Annotated in this window: 15 protein-coding genes; 12 read left to right on the plus strand and 3 right to left on the minus strand. The window is 66.0% G+C overall.

Annotated elements, in window-relative coordinates:
- Nucleotides 1-171 precede the first annotated feature (171 nt).
- From EJ070_RS10330 to EJ070_RS10340, 3 genes are read left to right on the plus strand one after another with little or no spacing between them, the layout of a single operon-like run.
- Nucleotides 172-1,683, plus strand: a complete 1,512-nt coding sequence (locus tag EJ070_RS10330; protein ID WP_126091263.1) for an ABC transporter ATP-binding protein — start codon at nucleotides 172-174, stop codon at nucleotides 1,681-1,683.
- Complete coding sequence (locus EJ070_RS10335; RefSeq protein WP_126091264.1) at nucleotides 1,683-2,738, plus strand: ABC transporter permease; 1,056 nt, start codon at nucleotides 1,683-1,685, stop codon at nucleotides 2,736-2,738. The genes EJ070_RS10330 and EJ070_RS10335 overlap by 1 nt, the downstream gene beginning before the upstream one ends.
- Entirely contained in the window at nucleotides 2,735-3,679 is a 945-nt protein-coding gene (locus EJ070_RS10340; RefSeq protein ID WP_126091265.1) for an ABC transporter permease, read from the plus strand. The genes EJ070_RS10335 and EJ070_RS10340 overlap by 4 nt, the downstream gene beginning before the upstream one ends.
- 225 nt (nucleotides 3,680-3,904) lie before the next feature.
- Here EJ070_RS10340 and EJ070_RS10345 read toward each other — a convergent pair whose 3' ends face one another.
- Complete coding sequence (locus tag EJ070_RS10345) at nucleotides 3,905-4,672, minus strand: SDR family oxidoreductase (RefSeq protein ID WP_126091266.1); 768 nt, start codon at nucleotides 4,670-4,672, stop codon at nucleotides 3,905-3,907.
- A 296-nt stretch (nucleotides 4,673-4,968) separates the two neighbouring features.
- Here EJ070_RS10345 and EJ070_RS10350 point away from each other — a divergent pair, with 296 nt between their 5' ends.
- On the plus strand, nucleotides 4,969-5,118 hold the full coding sequence (locus EJ070_RS10350; RefSeq protein WP_126091267.1) for a hypothetical protein: 150 nt from the start codon (nucleotides 4,969-4,971) through the stop codon (nucleotides 5,116-5,118).
- Between the two features lie 156 nt (nucleotides 5,119-5,274).
- Nucleotides 5,275-6,216 carry an LLM class flavin-dependent oxidoreductase gene (locus EJ070_RS10355; protein WP_126091268.1) on the plus strand — a complete coding sequence of 314 codons (942 nt, stop codon included), beginning with the start codon at nucleotides 5,275-5,277 and terminating at the stop codon, nucleotides 6,214-6,216.
- 19 nt (nucleotides 6,217-6,235) lie between these two features.
- Here EJ070_RS10355 and EJ070_RS10360 read toward each other — a convergent pair whose 3' ends face one another.
- The gene (locus tag EJ070_RS10360; protein ID WP_126091269.1) at nucleotides 6,236-6,910 is read right to left on the minus strand and encodes an isochorismatase family cysteine hydrolase; all 675 of its coding nucleotides are present in this window, start codon (nucleotides 6,908-6,910) and stop codon (nucleotides 6,236-6,238) included.
- A gap of 207 nt (nucleotides 6,911-7,117) precedes the next feature.
- Here EJ070_RS10360 and EJ070_RS10365 point away from each other — a divergent pair, with 207 nt between their 5' ends.
- From EJ070_RS10365 to EJ070_RS10395, 7 genes are all read left to right on the plus strand, one after another.
- Nucleotides 7,118-7,912, plus strand: coding sequence for an ATP-binding cassette domain-containing protein (locus EJ070_RS10365; RefSeq protein ID WP_189350473.1), 795 nt, complete (start codon nucleotides 7,118-7,120; stop codon nucleotides 7,910-7,912).
- A gap of 17 nt (nucleotides 7,913-7,929) precedes the next feature.
- Complete coding sequence (gene exbB / locus EJ070_RS10370) at nucleotides 7,930-8,868, plus strand: tonB-system energizer ExbB (RefSeq protein ID WP_126091271.1); 939 nt, start codon at nucleotides 7,930-7,932, stop codon at nucleotides 8,866-8,868.
- A 6-nt stretch (nucleotides 8,869-8,874) separates the two neighbouring features.
- Nucleotides 8,875-9,360, plus strand: coding sequence for a TonB system transport protein ExbD (gene exbD, locus EJ070_RS10375; protein ID WP_126091272.1), 486 nt, complete (start codon nucleotides 8,875-8,877; stop codon nucleotides 9,358-9,360).
- Complete coding sequence (locus tag EJ070_RS10380) at nucleotides 9,357-10,346, plus strand: energy transducer TonB (RefSeq protein WP_126091273.1); 990 nt, start codon at nucleotides 9,357-9,359, stop codon at nucleotides 10,344-10,346. Before exbD ends, EJ070_RS10380 begins: the two co-directional genes overlap by 4 nt.
- A 148-nt stretch (nucleotides 10,347-10,494) precedes the next feature.
- Nucleotides 10,495-11,889 carry a multicopper oxidase family protein gene (locus tag EJ070_RS10385; protein WP_126091274.1) on the plus strand — a complete coding sequence of 465 codons (1,395 nt, stop codon included), beginning with the start codon at nucleotides 10,495-10,497 and terminating at the stop codon, nucleotides 11,887-11,889.
- A gap of 126 nt (nucleotides 11,890-12,015) precedes the next feature.
- Complete coding sequence (locus EJ070_RS10390) at nucleotides 12,016-12,510, plus strand: hypothetical protein (RefSeq protein ID WP_126091275.1); 495 nt, start codon at nucleotides 12,016-12,018, stop codon at nucleotides 12,508-12,510.
- Between the two features lie 385 nt (nucleotides 12,511-12,895).
- Nucleotides 12,896-13,114, plus strand: a complete 219-nt coding sequence (locus EJ070_RS10395; RefSeq protein WP_126091276.1) for a hypothetical protein — start codon at nucleotides 12,896-12,898, stop codon at nucleotides 13,112-13,114.
- A 133-nt stretch (nucleotides 13,115-13,247) separates the two neighbouring features.
- Here EJ070_RS10395 and EJ070_RS10400 read toward each other — a convergent pair whose 3' ends face one another.
- On the minus strand, nucleotides 13,248-13,664 hold the full coding sequence (locus tag EJ070_RS10400; RefSeq protein ID WP_126091277.1) for a curlin: 417 nt from the start codon (nucleotides 13,662-13,664) through the stop codon (nucleotides 13,248-13,250).
- Nucleotides 13,665-13,887: the final 223 nt, after the last annotated feature.

The raw sequence follows: 13,887 nt of genomic DNA on the forward strand, positions 1-13,887 counted from the left end.
GCTTGCGCTCCCCTCCCCCTTGAGGGGAGGGTGGCCCGCAGGGCCGGGAGGGGTCGCCCGCGACGCACTCCATCCTTCAATCAACGTCGAGGCGGTTGAGGCGACCCCTCCCGCCTCGCTTCGCTCGGCACCCTCCCCTCGAGGGGGAGGGGTATCAGTGCAGGAGCACCCTTGTCCGCCCCTCTCATCGAAATGCGCGGCATCACCAAGAGCTTCGGCGCCGTCAAGGCGAACGAGGCGGTCGATCTCAGCGTCGCGCCGGGCGAAATCCTCGGCCTGCTCGGCGAGAACGGCGCCGGCAAGACGACGCTGATGAATGTGCTGTTTGGCGCCTATGCGTCGGACGCCGGCGAGATTCTGGTCGAGGGCAGATCGGTCGCCATCCACGATTCGGCCGATGCCTTGGCCGCCGGCATCGGCATGGTGCATCAGCATTTCCATCTGGCGCCACGGCTCACGGTGCTGGAGAACCTGCTGATCGGCATCCCCGGCAGATCCGGCGGCATCGACCGCGCCGGCGGGCTGGCGCGGCTGAAGGAAATCGGCAGCCGGCATGGCTTGAGCCTCGATCCCAACCTGCCGGTCTCGGCGCTCTCGGTCGGCGAGCAGCAGCGGCTGGAAATCATCAAGGCGCTGTTTCGCGGCGCGAAGCTTTTGATCCTCGACGAGCCGACGGCGGTGCTGGCGCCGAGTGAAGTGGACGGCCTGTTCGCCGCTTTGCGCTCCATGGCAGCCCAAGGGCTCGGCATCATCTTCATCTCGCACAAGCTCAACGAGGTCAGAGCGCTCACGCATCGCTGCGTGGTGCTGCGCCACGGCAAGGTCGCCGGCCGCGTCGATCATCCGGCCAGCACGACCTCGGCCGAGATGGCCAAGCTGATGTGCGGCCACGAGATCGTACCGCCGACCAAAGAGGCTACGACGCCCGGTGCCTCGGTGCTGACGCTCGACGCTATTTCCACTACCGGCCATGCCGGCATGCCGCTGCGCGAGGTGTCGCTTTTCGTCCGCGCCGGGGAGATCCTGGGTATCGCCGGCGTTTCCGGCAACGGCCAGCGGGCGCTCGCCGACGTCATCTCCGGCATGTTGCAGCCTCAAGCCGGCACGATGACGATAGCCGGCAAAAAGGTGACGCAATTCTCGCCGCGCGCACTGCAGGCGCTCGGGCTCGGCCGTATTCCGGAAGACCGGATGACGACCGGGCTGGTCACAAACCTGCCGCTCGCCGATTCCATGGTGCTGCCGCGCGTCGGCACCGAGGCCTTCAGCCGCAAGGGACTGCTCAATCCGGCCGCGATCCGCGCCTTCGCCGAGGCGCAGATCAAGGCCTACGACATACGCTGTCCCGGGCCGATGGTGCGCGCCGGCGCGCTTTCCGGCGGCAATCTGCAGAAGGCGCTTTTGGCGCGCGAGCTCGCCTTCGATCCGAAGGTGCTGATCGTCTCGCAGCCGACGCGCGGCCTCGACATAGGCGCTGCCCGCTTCATCCACGAGAAGTTCCTCGCCATGCGCGCCAAGGGCTGCGGCATCATCGTCATCGGCGAGGACCTCGAGGAACTGCTGATGCTCTCGGACCGCATCGCGGTGATGTATGAGGGCCGCATCGCCGGCACGCTTTCCGGCGCGGACGCCACGGTCACGCGGCTCGGGCTGATGATGACCGGCGCGGAGGGGCACGCCTGATGTTTCGTCTCGAAGCCCGCACGTCGACGCCCGCCTGGTTCAATCTCGCGCTGCCGTTCCTCGCGATTGTCGTCACACTCATCCTTTGCAGCGGCCTGATCGCAGTCGCCGGCGCCGGGGTCACCGAGGCCTATGGCGTGATGCTCTCGGCCTCGCTCGGCGACAGCTACGCCATCACCGAGACGCTGGTGCGCGCAGCACCCATGATCTTCACCGGCCTTGCGGTGGCGATCGCCTTCCGGGCAAAATTCTGGAACATCGGCGCCGAGGGCCAGTTGCTGGCCGGCGCGGTGGCGAGCTGCGCCGTCGGCGCCATCCCGATGCCGGGTTACCTCGCCATGCTTCTGATGGCGCTGGCGGGCGCGGCGGCCGGCGCCATCGTCGCGCTGGTGCCGGCGACGCTCCGGGTCAAGTTCAAGGTCGATGATGTGGTGAGCTCGCTGCTCCTCAACTCGGTCATTTATTACGCGCTGATGGCGCTGATCGAGGGGCCGTGGAAGGATACGTTCAGCGGCTACCCGATCTCGCCGCCGATCGAGGATTCGGCCAATTTCCCTGTGCTGATCGAAGGCACGCGGCTGCATCTCGGCGTGATCGTGGCGCTGATCGCGGCACCGCTTTGCTGGTTCCTGATCGCGCGCACCACGCTCGGCTTCCGCATCCGCGTTACCGGCGAGAATGCCGAAGCGGCACGCTATGGCGGCATCAGCGTGCAGCGCGTGCTGCTTTCCACCGCGCTGCTCTCCGGCGCGCTCGCCGGACTCGCCGGCGTCGGCGAGGTGGGTGGCGTGCACTTCCAGGTGATGAGCGACATCTCGCCGGGCTATGGCTATTCCGGCATCGTCGTCGCCATGCTGGCAAGGCTCAATCCGCTCGGCGTGGTGCCCGCGGCGCTCTTCCTCGCCGCCGTCATGACCGGCGCCGAGGCGATGTCGCGCGCGACCGGCGTGCCGGCTTTCCTCAGCGACGTCATCCAGGGCACGGCGCTGCTTGCCATGCTGGTGGCGCTGCTCTTCACCGCCTACCGCATCCGCCGCGTGGGAGCATCCGCATGAGCGCGGTATTCGAGCAGATTTTTCAGGTCGGCTTCCTCGCCGCCATCATCCGCATTGCCACGCCGCTCGCTTTCGCCACGCTCGGCGAAATGTTTTCCGAGCGCGCCGGCGTGCTCAATCTCGGCATCGAAGGCATCATGCTGTTGTCGGCGATGGCTGGCTTCACCGCCGCCAGCCTCAGCGGCAGCCTGTGGCTCGGCGTGCTGGTGGCCGTGCTTGTCGGCGCGCTGATGGGCGCGCTGCATGCGCTGTTCACCGTGGCGCTGGGCTTGAGCCAGCATGTCTGCGGCATCGGCGTGACGCTGTTCTCATCCGGCCTTGCCTATTTCCTTTACCGCCTGATCTTCGGCCAGCAATCGGTGCCGCCCAGCATCGACGGCTTCAAGCCGGTGGCGATCCCGTTGCTTTCGGGCATTCCGATCCTCGGCCCGGCCGTGTTCAACCAGTTCACGCTGGTTTATCTCGCGATCCTTGCCGTACCGCTCGCCGCCTTCGTGCTCTACCGCACGCCATGGGGACTGTCGGTGCGCATGGTCGGCGAGAACCCACGCGCTGCGGATTCCGCCGGCGTCAGCGTGATCGCCACGCGCTTCCAGGCGGTCATCCTCGGCGGCGCGCTGATGGGTTTGGCCGGCGCCTTCCTCACCATGGCGCAGTTCAACGCCTTCACCTTCGGCGTGGTGTCGGGCCGCGGCTGGGTGGCGATCGCTTTGGTCGTGTTCGGCCGCTGGGACCCATGGCGCTCGGCGGGAGCCGCGCTGCTCTTTGCCTTCGTCGACGCGCTACAGCTCAGGATGCAGGCAAGCGGACTCGGTCACATCCCCTACGAAGCGTTCCTGATGCTGCCGTTCATCTTCACCATCGTCGCGATGGCCTTCATGTCGCGCAATGCGGTCGCGCCGTCGGCGCTGCTGAAGCCGTTTCGCAGGGAGGAGCGGTAGGACTCGGCTCCCTTTCCTCTCCCTCCGGAGGGGGGAGAGGTGGCGCTGCGAAGCAGCGACGGAGTGGGGGAACCACCTGGCAACCGCTGCCGCCGAACATTGAAAAAAAGACCAAGGCGCAAGAATCTTCCTGCGCCACGCCAAGGGTCGACCCCCCACTCCGTCGAGCTACGCTCGACACCTCTCCCCCGATCGACGGGGGAGAGGAAGGGTGCCAGGCTGGCCTCAGATTGCCGTAAACGCGTTGTCGACGAACAGATGCGCGCCGTTGACGAAGCTCGATTCGTCGCTGGCGAGGAACAGCGCGGCCTTCGCTACCTCTTCCGGCTCGCCGATGCGGCCCTGCTGTGCGGCCATGGCGGCGTCGGAAACGTCGACGCCGAGCTTGCCGAGATCGGCCACCTCGCGCAGCCCGTGCGGGGTGCGGATGAAGCCGGGGCAGACGGCGTTGCAGCGGATGTTGCGGTCGCGGAACTCGACCGCGATGGCGCGGGCGAACATATGGCAGGCGCCCTTGGTGGTGTCGTAGAGCACTTCGTTCGGCGTCGCCGCCACCGCCGAGATCGACGAGGTGCAGACGATCGAGCCGCCGCCGGCTGCGATCATGCCGGGCAGCACCGCGCGCGTCATCAGGAACATCGAGCGCACGTTGACGGCGTGCAGCCAGTCCCATTCCTGCAGGCTCGTCTCCAGGAAGGGTTTGATGACGATGGTGCCGGCGTGGTTGAACAGCACGGTGACCGGCCCGAATTTCTCCGCCGCCGCCCTTGCCGCCGCTTCGACCTGCGCTTCATCCGAAACGTCGGCCACGAAATGCTCGGCGATGTGGCCGCGCGCGCGGATAGCCGCGGCGGTTTTGCCGGCCGCCTCGCCGTTGCGGTCGATGATCGCCACCTTGGCGCCTTCGGCCGCGAACAGCTCGGAAGCCGCTCGGCCAATGCCCGTCGCGCCGCCCGAAATGATGGCGACCTTGCCCGCCAGCCTTCCACCCATGTCGTTTCTCCGTGAGGGCCTTTGTTTGTCGGCCGATGCTATCCCCGACATTCGGGATGGCCAAGCTCTGTCGAATAAAGGGCTTTTTGGCTTCGGAAGGCGGCTCCGACCGACCAACTCCAGGTCAGCCAGAGGCCGGCGTGGCACGCGCCGACGATCGAATACTCCTTTTACGAGAGGTAATAACAACCATCTTTGGCCTGAATTTGAGAACGTTGTTCCAAAAATCTCTCAAAAATAGCAATCGACAAAGTCTACTAATTTTATAGATTAATGGCCGAGACGGAGGCTCGACCATGTCCTACATCCAGAATGCTCAGCGCAAGGGCCAAAGGCTGACCGCCGGTGAGAGCTGGAGGCCCGCCTATGGCGGCACCTTCGCCTATCTCGTCTTCGCGCTTGCGTTCGTGTTCACCGGCGCGGTGGTGCTGGGGCTGATCCCCTAATAATCGGGCATAGGGGCCAAGGCCCCTCCGTCAAACAATCTGAGTTGAGTAGCCGAGTAGAACTGGCCGTGCGCCAGAGCGCCGTCGCGCGCCTGTGCGTGGATTTCAATGCGAGGGCATAAAGCGGGGCAACCCAACGTGATGGAGGAGATGGCAATGCCGATCGAGTTCACGCATGTTCCCGGTAAGCCTGCCAACGGCAGCTTCTTCTATGATTTCGCCGAGACGGCGACCAAGCTGTCGCTGATCGAGGATGCCGGTTTCAACAAGCTGGTCGTCGACGATCCGGCCGGCCTGCTCACCAATATGGACATCGCCGCCCAGACGCTCGAACGCACGGCATCGCTCGAGGTGGTTCTGACGCACTGGGCCGGCGTGATCGAGCCGACGGTGGCGGCAAGGCAACTCGCGGCGCTCGACCGCAGAAGCGGCGGCCGCCTGTCGCTCAGGATGCTGAGCGAGCCGCTGGAGGACAGCGACGCCGAGGCGCGGCCGGTCGGCCACAGCGTGGTCTGGCAGCGCATCGACGAATATCTGGTGCTCTTGAAGCGTCTGTGGTCGAACGACAAGCCTTTCGATCACGAGGGCGCCTTCTACAGCGTCAGAGGCGGCTACGTTCCGCGCAAGGGTCCGCATGGCGCGGACCTCGCCATCCGTCTCGGCGGGCAATCCGGCACGGCGCTGAAGGTCGCGGGACGGCACGCCGATGTCTTCGAGCTGGCCGCCGGCTCGCCGGACGAGGTCGCGCAGTTGATGCAGCGCGTGCGCAGCGCCGCCGCCGAACACGGTCGCGCCGGCAAGCTGCATTTCGCGCTTCCCGTCCGCATTCGCTCCGAAGACTGGTCCGGCGCCTCCGACCACAAGGCGGTCGATGTCGTGGGGCCGCCGGCGCGGCTTGCGCTTTCGCTGTTGCCTTATGCCGCGCTCGGTATCGAGGAATTCATGATCGGCGGCATCGACCGTCCGAGCGAGATTGCCCGGATCGGGCGCGAGACGGTCACGCTGATCGCGAATTCGCTGGCGCGCCGCGAAGCGGAGATCCCGCAGCCGGGAGCTTTCGCCGCGCGCCGGCCGCCGGCCGTGCGCTCGCCGTTGTGAGAAGAAGGCCCGCGGCTGCTCAGTTCGCCGCGGTCACGAGCCGGGACAGCGCGGCGATGACGACTTCCGACTCCGCCAGCGCGCCGAAGACGCCGTCCTCGACCGTGACCATGTGGAGCGCGGCTTCGTGCGCCTTTTGGTCGCCGCTGGCGCAGGCGTCCGCGATCGTCAGGCACTGGAAATTGCGGTCGCAGGCCTCGCGCAGCGTTGTGTGCACGCAGACATCCGTCGTGCATCCGGCGAACAGGAGATGGGTGATGCTGCGCGCCCTGAGCACCAGCTCCAGATCGGTATAGGTGAAGGCGCCGTTGCAGGTCTTGTCGACGACGATGTCCTCAGGCGCCACCTCGATGTCGGACACGATCTGGAAGCCTGGGCTGGAGCGCAGCAGGATGTCGGTGCCGTCGAGGCCAGCCCGCTTGCGGCGCCATTTCTCGTAGGGCGTCATGTCGGCCATGTCGGCGCGATAGCCTTGCCTGGTGTGGACGATGGTCAGGCCCGCTGCGCGGGCGGCGGCAATCAGCCGGTTCACGGCGGGCAGGATGGCTCTGAGCGGCGACGGATCATAACCTTTCCTGGCGAAGTAACCTGTCGGCGACAGGAAATCCTCCTGCAGGTCGATGACCAGCAGCGCGGTGTGCTGCGGCACCAGCCGGCCGTCATAGGGGAAGTCGAATGGTGTCGCCTTGATCATCGCCTGCTGCCTCGGTTGCCGCCTGCATCGTGGCGCAGCGATGGCGTCGCCGTCCAGACCTCATAGCGCTCAGGCTGCCGGTCGAAGCGACGCAGCAATTTGTTGATCAAAAAAATCACCTTTAGAGTTGACTAGTAAACTCATGTTTCCTAGTCAGCCAACGTTGGCCGCATGGCGACAGCCTAGGCAGCGGCCGCTTGGAGACGGATGTTGACCGAAGCAGGTGCCCAGACTGCCTTTCATGTCGAAGCGGTGCGCTTTGCCGTCGGCGAGCGCACACTGCTCGGGCCGGTTTCGCTCGAGCTTCAACGCTCGCGCGTCTACGGGCTGATCGGCCATAACGGTTCGGGCAAGTCGACACTGGTCAAGCTTCTGGCGCGGCAGCAGCCGGCAAGCTCCGGCGATATCCGCTTCGCCGAACGTCCGCTCACCGGCTGGGGCGCGCGCGAGTTGGCGCGGGCGCTCGCCTATCTGCCGCAGACGACGCCGGCGGCCACGGGCTTGACCGTGCGCGAGCTGGCGGCACTCGGGCGCTATCCTTGGCATGGCGCGCTCGGCCGTTTCGGGTCGGAGGACCGAAGCCATGTCGAGGAAGCGCTGGCGCTGACCGACATGAGCGCTTTCGCCGACCGCCTGGTGGACGAGCTTTCCGGCGGCGAGCGCCAGCGCGCCTGGCTCGCCATGCTGGTGGCGCAGAATGCCGGCGTCATGCTGCTCGACGAGCCGATCTCGGCGCTCGACATCGCGCATCAGGTCGAGGTGCTGGCGCTGGTCAAGGACCTGAGCCGCAAGCGCGATCTTTGCGTCGTCGTGGTGCTGCACGATCCCAACATGGCGGCGCGCTATTGCGACGAATTGATCGCGCTGAAGCAAGGCCGGCTGCTCACGCGCGGCACGCCGGCCGAAATCATGCGGGGCGAGGTGCTCAAGGACATTTTCGGCGTCGAGATGGGCGTGCTCGAGCACCCCGTCACCGGCCGGCCTATCGGCTACGTGCAATGATGAAGCGAGGACGAACCTTGTCCCGGAACAGCTTTCTTCCTGCGGCGCTGGCCGCATCGGTCATTCTCTCAGCCGGCGTGGCCACGGCGCAAGAACAGCCGTCGGCGCCGGTGCCGGCCGCGCAGGCACCTGCGGCGCAACCACCGGCGGCGGGTGCCGCGCCGACTGTAGCCCAGCCGGCGGAGCCGAGTCCCCAGCCGACCCAGAGCGTCGGCGCCGATCGTGAGCAGCCGGCCGCAATCCCGCTGACGCTGCCGCATGATCTGTCGCCCTGGGGCATGTTCATGAATGCCGACATCGTGGTGAAGGCGGTCATGGTCGGACTTGCTTTCGCTTCTCTGGTCACCTGGACGATCTGGCTCGCCAAGTCGCTGGAGATCTTAGGCGGCAAGCTCAGGGCCCGCCGCGCGGTGACGGCGATCGGCAATGCGGCGACGCTGATGCAGGCCGGCCGCGCGCTTGGCCACAGCGGGGGGCCGGGCGCGCTGCTGGTGCGCGCGGCCGAGGAAGAGCGCGCGCTTTCGGTCGGCGCGCTGGATCATGCCTCGGGCGACGGTCTGAAGGAGCGCGTCAACTCAAGGCTCTCGCGCATCGAGGCTGCCGCGGCGCGGCGCATGTCGCGCGGTACCGGCCTGCTTGCGACAATCGGCTCGACGGCGCCCTTCGTCGGCCTGTTCGGCACCGTCTGGGGCATCGTGAACGCCTTCATCGGCATCTCGCAGGCGCAGACCACCAATCTGGCGGTGGTGGCGCCGGGCATCGCCGAGGCGCTGCTCGCCACCGCCATGGGCCTGGTCGCGGCGATCCCGGCGGTGGTGATCTACAACGTCTTCGCGCGTTCGATAGCCGGCTACAGGCAGATCCTTGCCGACGCTTCCGCGGGCGTCGAGCGGCTGGTGAGCCGCGACCTCGATTTCCGCACGGTGCCGCCGGCAACCGCGATGGCGGCGGAGTGAGCGGCGATGGCGGCGCGGATCCGCGAGACGGCCAGCGACGATCTCGAGGAAAGCCACGAGATCAACGTCACGCCGTTCATCGACGTCATCCTGGTGCTGCTGATCATCTTCATGGTCGCGGCACCATTGGCGACCGTCGACGTCAATGTCGACCTGCCGGGCTCGACGGCGACGCCCGCGCCGCGCCCGGAGACGCCGCTGTTCCTGACGCTGAAAAGCGACCTGACGCTGGCGATCGGCAATGACAGCGTGCCGCGCTCCGCCTTCGCCGCGGTGCTCGACAGCCGCAGCAAAGGCGACAAGCAGACGCGCATCTTCCTGCGCGCCGACAAGACGGTGGGCTATGGCGAACTGATGGAGGTGATGAACCTTTTGCGCGCCGCCGGCTATCTCAAGGTCGCGCTGGTCGGCCTCGAGACGGCATCGGGCGCCGGTGGCGCGGTTCCAGGCGGAAGCCCCGCGCCGGCGACAAGCGGAAGTCCCGGGCCATGACACCTGCGGTCGCCTCCTTGTCCGTTCGGCCGCGCTTGCACGTGCGCGAAGCCGGCCTGTGGACAAGCGCGGCCGCGATCACTCTCGCCGCGCATGTCGCCGTCGCCTGTGCGGTACAGAATCTGAGCTTTGCCGAGGCGCCGGACGGCGGCCCGCCACCGGCGCTGGCGGTCGAAATGGCGCCGCTGGTGGTTGCGCCTGCGGTGCCGGAAGACGTGGCGACGCTGAACGCGGTGACGCCGGATCCGCCCGATGCGGCGGAGGAGACGCCGACGGTCAGCGAAGTGAAACCCGCGACCGATCCGATACCGGAACCGGTCGCGGAAGCGCCCGAGCCGGCCACCGAACAGCCCGTCGACGCTGACAAGGCGGAAGAGGCCGAAGCAGCGGAGCAGGCTGTTGCGGCGCTCAGCGAGCAGCAACCTTTGGAAGAGGTTATTCCCGATCCTGTCGAAGCGATCGCGCCTGACGTGGTCATTCCGCTGCCGCAGCCGAAGCCGGTCGAGGCGGAAATCAAGGCAAGCAAACCCGTCGAGGCGAAGAAAAAAGCGGAAAAGAAGCCGGTCGAAAAGCCGAAGCACCGGCCGAAGAAGGAAAAGGCCGAGCCGCCCAAGGCGGTGACGACGGCCAGCATCGGCGCCAAGGCAGGAGCGAAGGCCGCCGCGCCGCAATCCTCCGATGCGGCGCCGCGGTCCAGCGTCAGCCCATCGCGGTGGAATGCCAACCTGGCGGCGTGGATCAGGCGGCACACGCGCTACCCGAGCGCTGCGCGATCGAGAAAGGCCGAAGGCAGCCCCAACGTCACCTTCACGGTGGACAGCTCCGGCAGGGTGGTCTCGGCCCGGCTGGCGCGCTCGTCGGGCGATGCGGATCTGGATCGCGCGGCGCTCGGCGCGCTGCAGGGCGCGACGGTGCCCACGCCGCCGGAGGAGCTCGGCGCGCGTGTCACGCGCACGGCGCCATTCGTGTTCAGTTTGCGGGACTAGAGCAATTCCAGGAAAAGTGTGAAACGGTTTTCCGTCCGGAATTGCGTCAAAACAAAGCGCTCTAGGCTGTGAAGATGGATAGTGACAGGGGCCTGAGCGGTTCAGCCCAATCGTGGACTGCCCGGGATACTGCCTTTCGGAAAGCCATATGACGGTATTTACGCGACGCAATCTTCTCAAAGCCACCGCCGCGGCCGGCCTCGCCGGCATTGGCGCCTCGACTATCGGCAGGTTGACCGGGCTCGCGGCGGCGAGACCTGAGCCGGTTATTCTGAAGACTTCAAACATCGAGGCGAAGCTGATGGAGGCCGGTCCGACCAGGAACGTGCTCACCTATGGCCAGGCAGGCCCACCGCCGGTCGTCAGGATGAGGAAGGGCAAGCCGTTCGCCGCGCGGCTCATCAATGGCATCGACGACCCGACGACGATCCATTGGCACGGCATCCGCGTTCCGAACAAGATGGACGGCGTGCCGTTCATGATCCAGCCTTATGTCTATCAAGGCGATCATTTCGACTATGCCTTCACGCCACCCGACGCCGGCACATTCTGGTACCACCCGCATTGCAACACGCTGACCCAGACAGGCCACGGGCTGACCGGCGTGATCGTGGTAGAAAATCCCAACGATCCGGAATTCGATTCCGAGGTGGTGATCAATCTGCGCGACTGGCGCCTCGGCGACGACGGCCAGTTCATCGAGCAGTTCCGGCCGCGCGATGCGGCAAGGGCGGGCACCTATGGAACCGTGCGCACCGCCAACTGGCTCGACCAGCCGCAATATGACGCGCCGGCAGGCGGCCTGGTGCGGCTGCGGGCCGCCATCACCGACGTCACCCGCATCTACGCCTTCCGTGTCGACGGCGCGGAAGCGGAGGTCATCGCGCTCGACGGCAATCCGGTGCCGCTACGCTTCGCGCCCGACGCCCTGCAGCTCGGACCTGGCCAGCGGCTGGAGCTTGCCATCCGCATGCCCGACGACGAAGGCGCGATCGTCAGCCTGCGGGACGTCAGGGGCACCAAGCCGAAGATTCTGGCGACGCTGCGTTCAGTCGGGAAGTCGCTCAAGCGCGACCTGCGCGATCTTGGCCCTTTGGAGGCCAATCCGGTGGCGGAAGTGGACCTCGCCGGCGCCGGGCGCATTCCGCTGGCGCTCAGCGCCACGGCGGAAAACGTCTCGGCCGACAGCATCTGCGGCTCGATCGGCTACAGTTTCTGGGCGATCAACAAGGTTCCGTGGCCGGGCGACACGCCGGATCCGACCGCGCCGCTGGCCGAGCTGAGGCTCGGCAAGAGCTACATCATCGACATGGAGAACCTCACGCCGCATTCGCATCCGATCCACCTGCACGGCATGAGTTTCAAGGTGCTGTCGTCCTCGACCCGACAAGTGCAACCGCTCGTCTCCGACACCTATCTCATCCAGCCCGACGAGAAGGTGCAGCTTGGCTTCGTCGCCGACAACCCCGGCGTCTGGCTGCTCCACTGCCACATCATCGAGCACCAGAAGACCGGCATGACGAGCTATTTCCGGGTGGTGTGAGCGCACGTGGCGAAAGGTGCTCTCGCCTTCGACCGGAATTCGCGGATTTCCTCGGGTTGACGCTCTTGCCAGATTGCCTAGGTAGGCAGGAGGGCGCTGGGGCGGCACGCAATTCCGACCGACGGCATGACATCTTCTCGCATTCGAAAACTTGCCCTTGTTGCGGCAGGCATCTCGATCCAGTCTTCCTGCGTCATCCCCAACGACACATCGAGCATCGCCAAGGTCGACGCCACCACGGCCGCCGCCCGCAAGGAGATGATCGGTCTCAGCGAGGCCGACGTTCGCATGTGCGCCGGCTTTCCGACAGCTACCGCCGATGTGGGAGCTTCCGGCCGGATCTGGACCTATCAGCGCACCGTTCAGCGCGGCAATCTCAGCATCGCAATGCCGACCATGGCCGTGGGCGCGATCCCGGCGGTTGGAGGGTCCGTCAACGTCGCTCCCGGCGGCTATTGCAACACGCAGATCCGGATGCTCAACGGCCACGTCGCCGAGGTGGCCTATGCCGGCGACAACAATCTGCCGAACAGCCGCGACGCGCTCTGCGTCAGCACGGTGGACGCCTGTGTGGCTTACGCGCGCCAGCGCAATCGCAGAGCGACGGCGGTCTCCAGGTGAGTGGGGCCAGCCGAGGCCGCACGGGAGCACCCATATTTTTGGCGGCCATTGGAAGCCCGCGAAGAATGGCCTGCGGTCTCATGCGCCGTCTGTTTCGAGGGGATGGCGCGGAAAACTTCAGGCCTGAAGGGCAAGGCTTTGAGCACGCCGCCATGCGAACATGATCTAACGCTTATATGTGCGGCGGAAAATCAAAGTGATCACCGGCCGCCCCAAATCGTCCCCAATCAGGGGGTTCTTCCGGCCCGAACCTGGAGACGATGGAGAGGTCGATGAAATTGTCTGTTCTTGCCCTTGCCGGGGCTATGCTGGCGCCGACGTTCGCGCTGCAGGCGGCGCCAATGATCGCGGCGCCGGACAGAGACAGTCTGGTCCAAGAGCGCATGTGACATGCGCGTACCTGACCGAGGACGGCTACTGCGTGCGGCCGCACAAGAAGCATATGTATTGGAAGCCCAAGCACCACTACCGGCAGATCTACCGCACCTATGAGCCGCAGCCGGACGAGTATTACTGGCGCTATCAGCGTCCGCGGCCGGTCATCCGGGTCATTCCCAACGATCCGCCGCAGGATGAAGACAATTGGGATGATTGGGACAATTGAGGCTCTCTGAGGCCGAAAGCTGCCCTGCGTTTTACAGGGGCCGCTTGCAGGCCTCGCGGGCTGTAACCGATCATCGGGTTGCGGATGCATAGCCGGACAGTCGTCCACGCATCCGCAATCCGCGGCTTCTCGCCTACCAGCCGAACAGCACGGCTGCCCCGCTCTGGCCGTTGCCGGCCTGCGCGGCGTTGGCGTCGGTGTTTCTGCCGAACTGGAAAATGCCGTAGGAATTGTCGTTGCCGTCCTGCCGCAAGACAGCGGAATGCCCGCTGCCCTCCTGTCGAATTATGCCGAGGTTGCCCGCACCGTCCTGACCTAGGCCGGCACGGTTGTTCCGTCCGAACTGCCTGATATGGGCGCCGCTGCGCAGCCCGTTGTAGATCGAATAGGCGCGCAGGCCGAGGTCCAGCGCCCGCGCGTCGCGGGCAGCGCGAGGCGAGTAGTAAAATCCGATCGAACCGCCCGCCTTTGCCGGAGCGGCGACAAGGGGCAGGCCGATGGCCGCGGCGAGCGCGGCGGCGTGGACGAGCTTCGTGATCTGGCGGTTCATGTTACGTCTCCTGGCGGGTTCGACCGTTGATGAGGAACAGTCGCATAGCCAAGCTGAACCGTGACGGAAGGGATCGTTCAGCAGCCGTTCAAGACCTGGAGCGATTCAGCCTTTGAAAGAATCGCTGACGCTCCAAGTATTTGTTTTCACGCAATTACGGATGGAGAATCGCTGCTCACTTTCCAGGAATTGTTCCTGGCCTGATGGAAATGGCGAAGGGCTC

Origin of the sequence: Mesorhizobium sp. M1E.F.Ca.ET.045.02.1.1 (genome assembly GCF_003952485.1) — a bacterium.
Lineage (GTDB): Bacteria > Pseudomonadota > Alphaproteobacteria > Rhizobiales > Rhizobiaceae > Mesorhizobium.

Coding starts and splice junctions, on each gene's coding strand:
- EJ070_RS10335 (WP_126091264.1), top strand. CDS start 1,683: ATGTTTCGTCTCGAAGCCCGCACGTCGACGCCCGCCTGGTTCAATCTC.
- EJ070_RS10340 (WP_126091265.1), top strand. CDS start 2,735: ATGAGCGCGGTATTCGAGCAGATTTTTCAGGTCGGCTTCCTCGCCGCC.
- EJ070_RS10345 (WP_126091266.1), bottom strand. CDS start 4,672: ATGGGTGGAAGGCTGGCGGGCAAGGTCGCCATCATTTCGGGCGGCGCG.
- EJ070_RS10350 (WP_126091267.1), top strand. CDS start 4,969: ATGTCCTACATCCAGAATGCTCAGCGCAAGGGCCAAAGGCTGACCGCC.
- EJ070_RS10355 (WP_126091268.1), top strand. CDS start 5,275: ATGCCGATCGAGTTCACGCATGTTCCCGGTAAGCCTGCCAACGGCAGC.
- EJ070_RS10360 (WP_126091269.1), bottom strand. CDS start 6,910: ATGATCAAGGCGACACCATTCGACTTCCCCTATGACGGCCGGCTGGTG.
- EJ070_RS10365 (WP_189350473.1), top strand. CDS start 7,118: ATGTTGACCGAAGCAGGTGCCCAGACTGCCTTTCATGTCGAAGCGGTG.
- exbD (WP_126091272.1), top strand. CDS start 8,875: ATGGCGGCGCGGATCCGCGAGACGGCCAGCGACGATCTCGAGGAAAGC.
- EJ070_RS10380 (WP_126091273.1), top strand. CDS start 9,357: ATGACACCTGCGGTCGCCTCCTTGTCCGTTCGGCCGCGCTTGCACGTG.
- EJ070_RS10385 (WP_126091274.1), top strand. CDS start 10,495: ATGACGGTATTTACGCGACGCAATCTTCTCAAAGCCACCGCCGCGGCC.
- EJ070_RS10390 (WP_126091275.1), top strand. CDS start 12,016: ATGACATCTTCTCGCATTCGAAAACTTGCCCTTGTTGCGGCAGGCATC.
- EJ070_RS10400 (WP_126091277.1), bottom strand. CDS start 13,664: ATGAACCGCCAGATCACGAAGCTCGTCCACGCCGCCGCGCTCGCCGCG.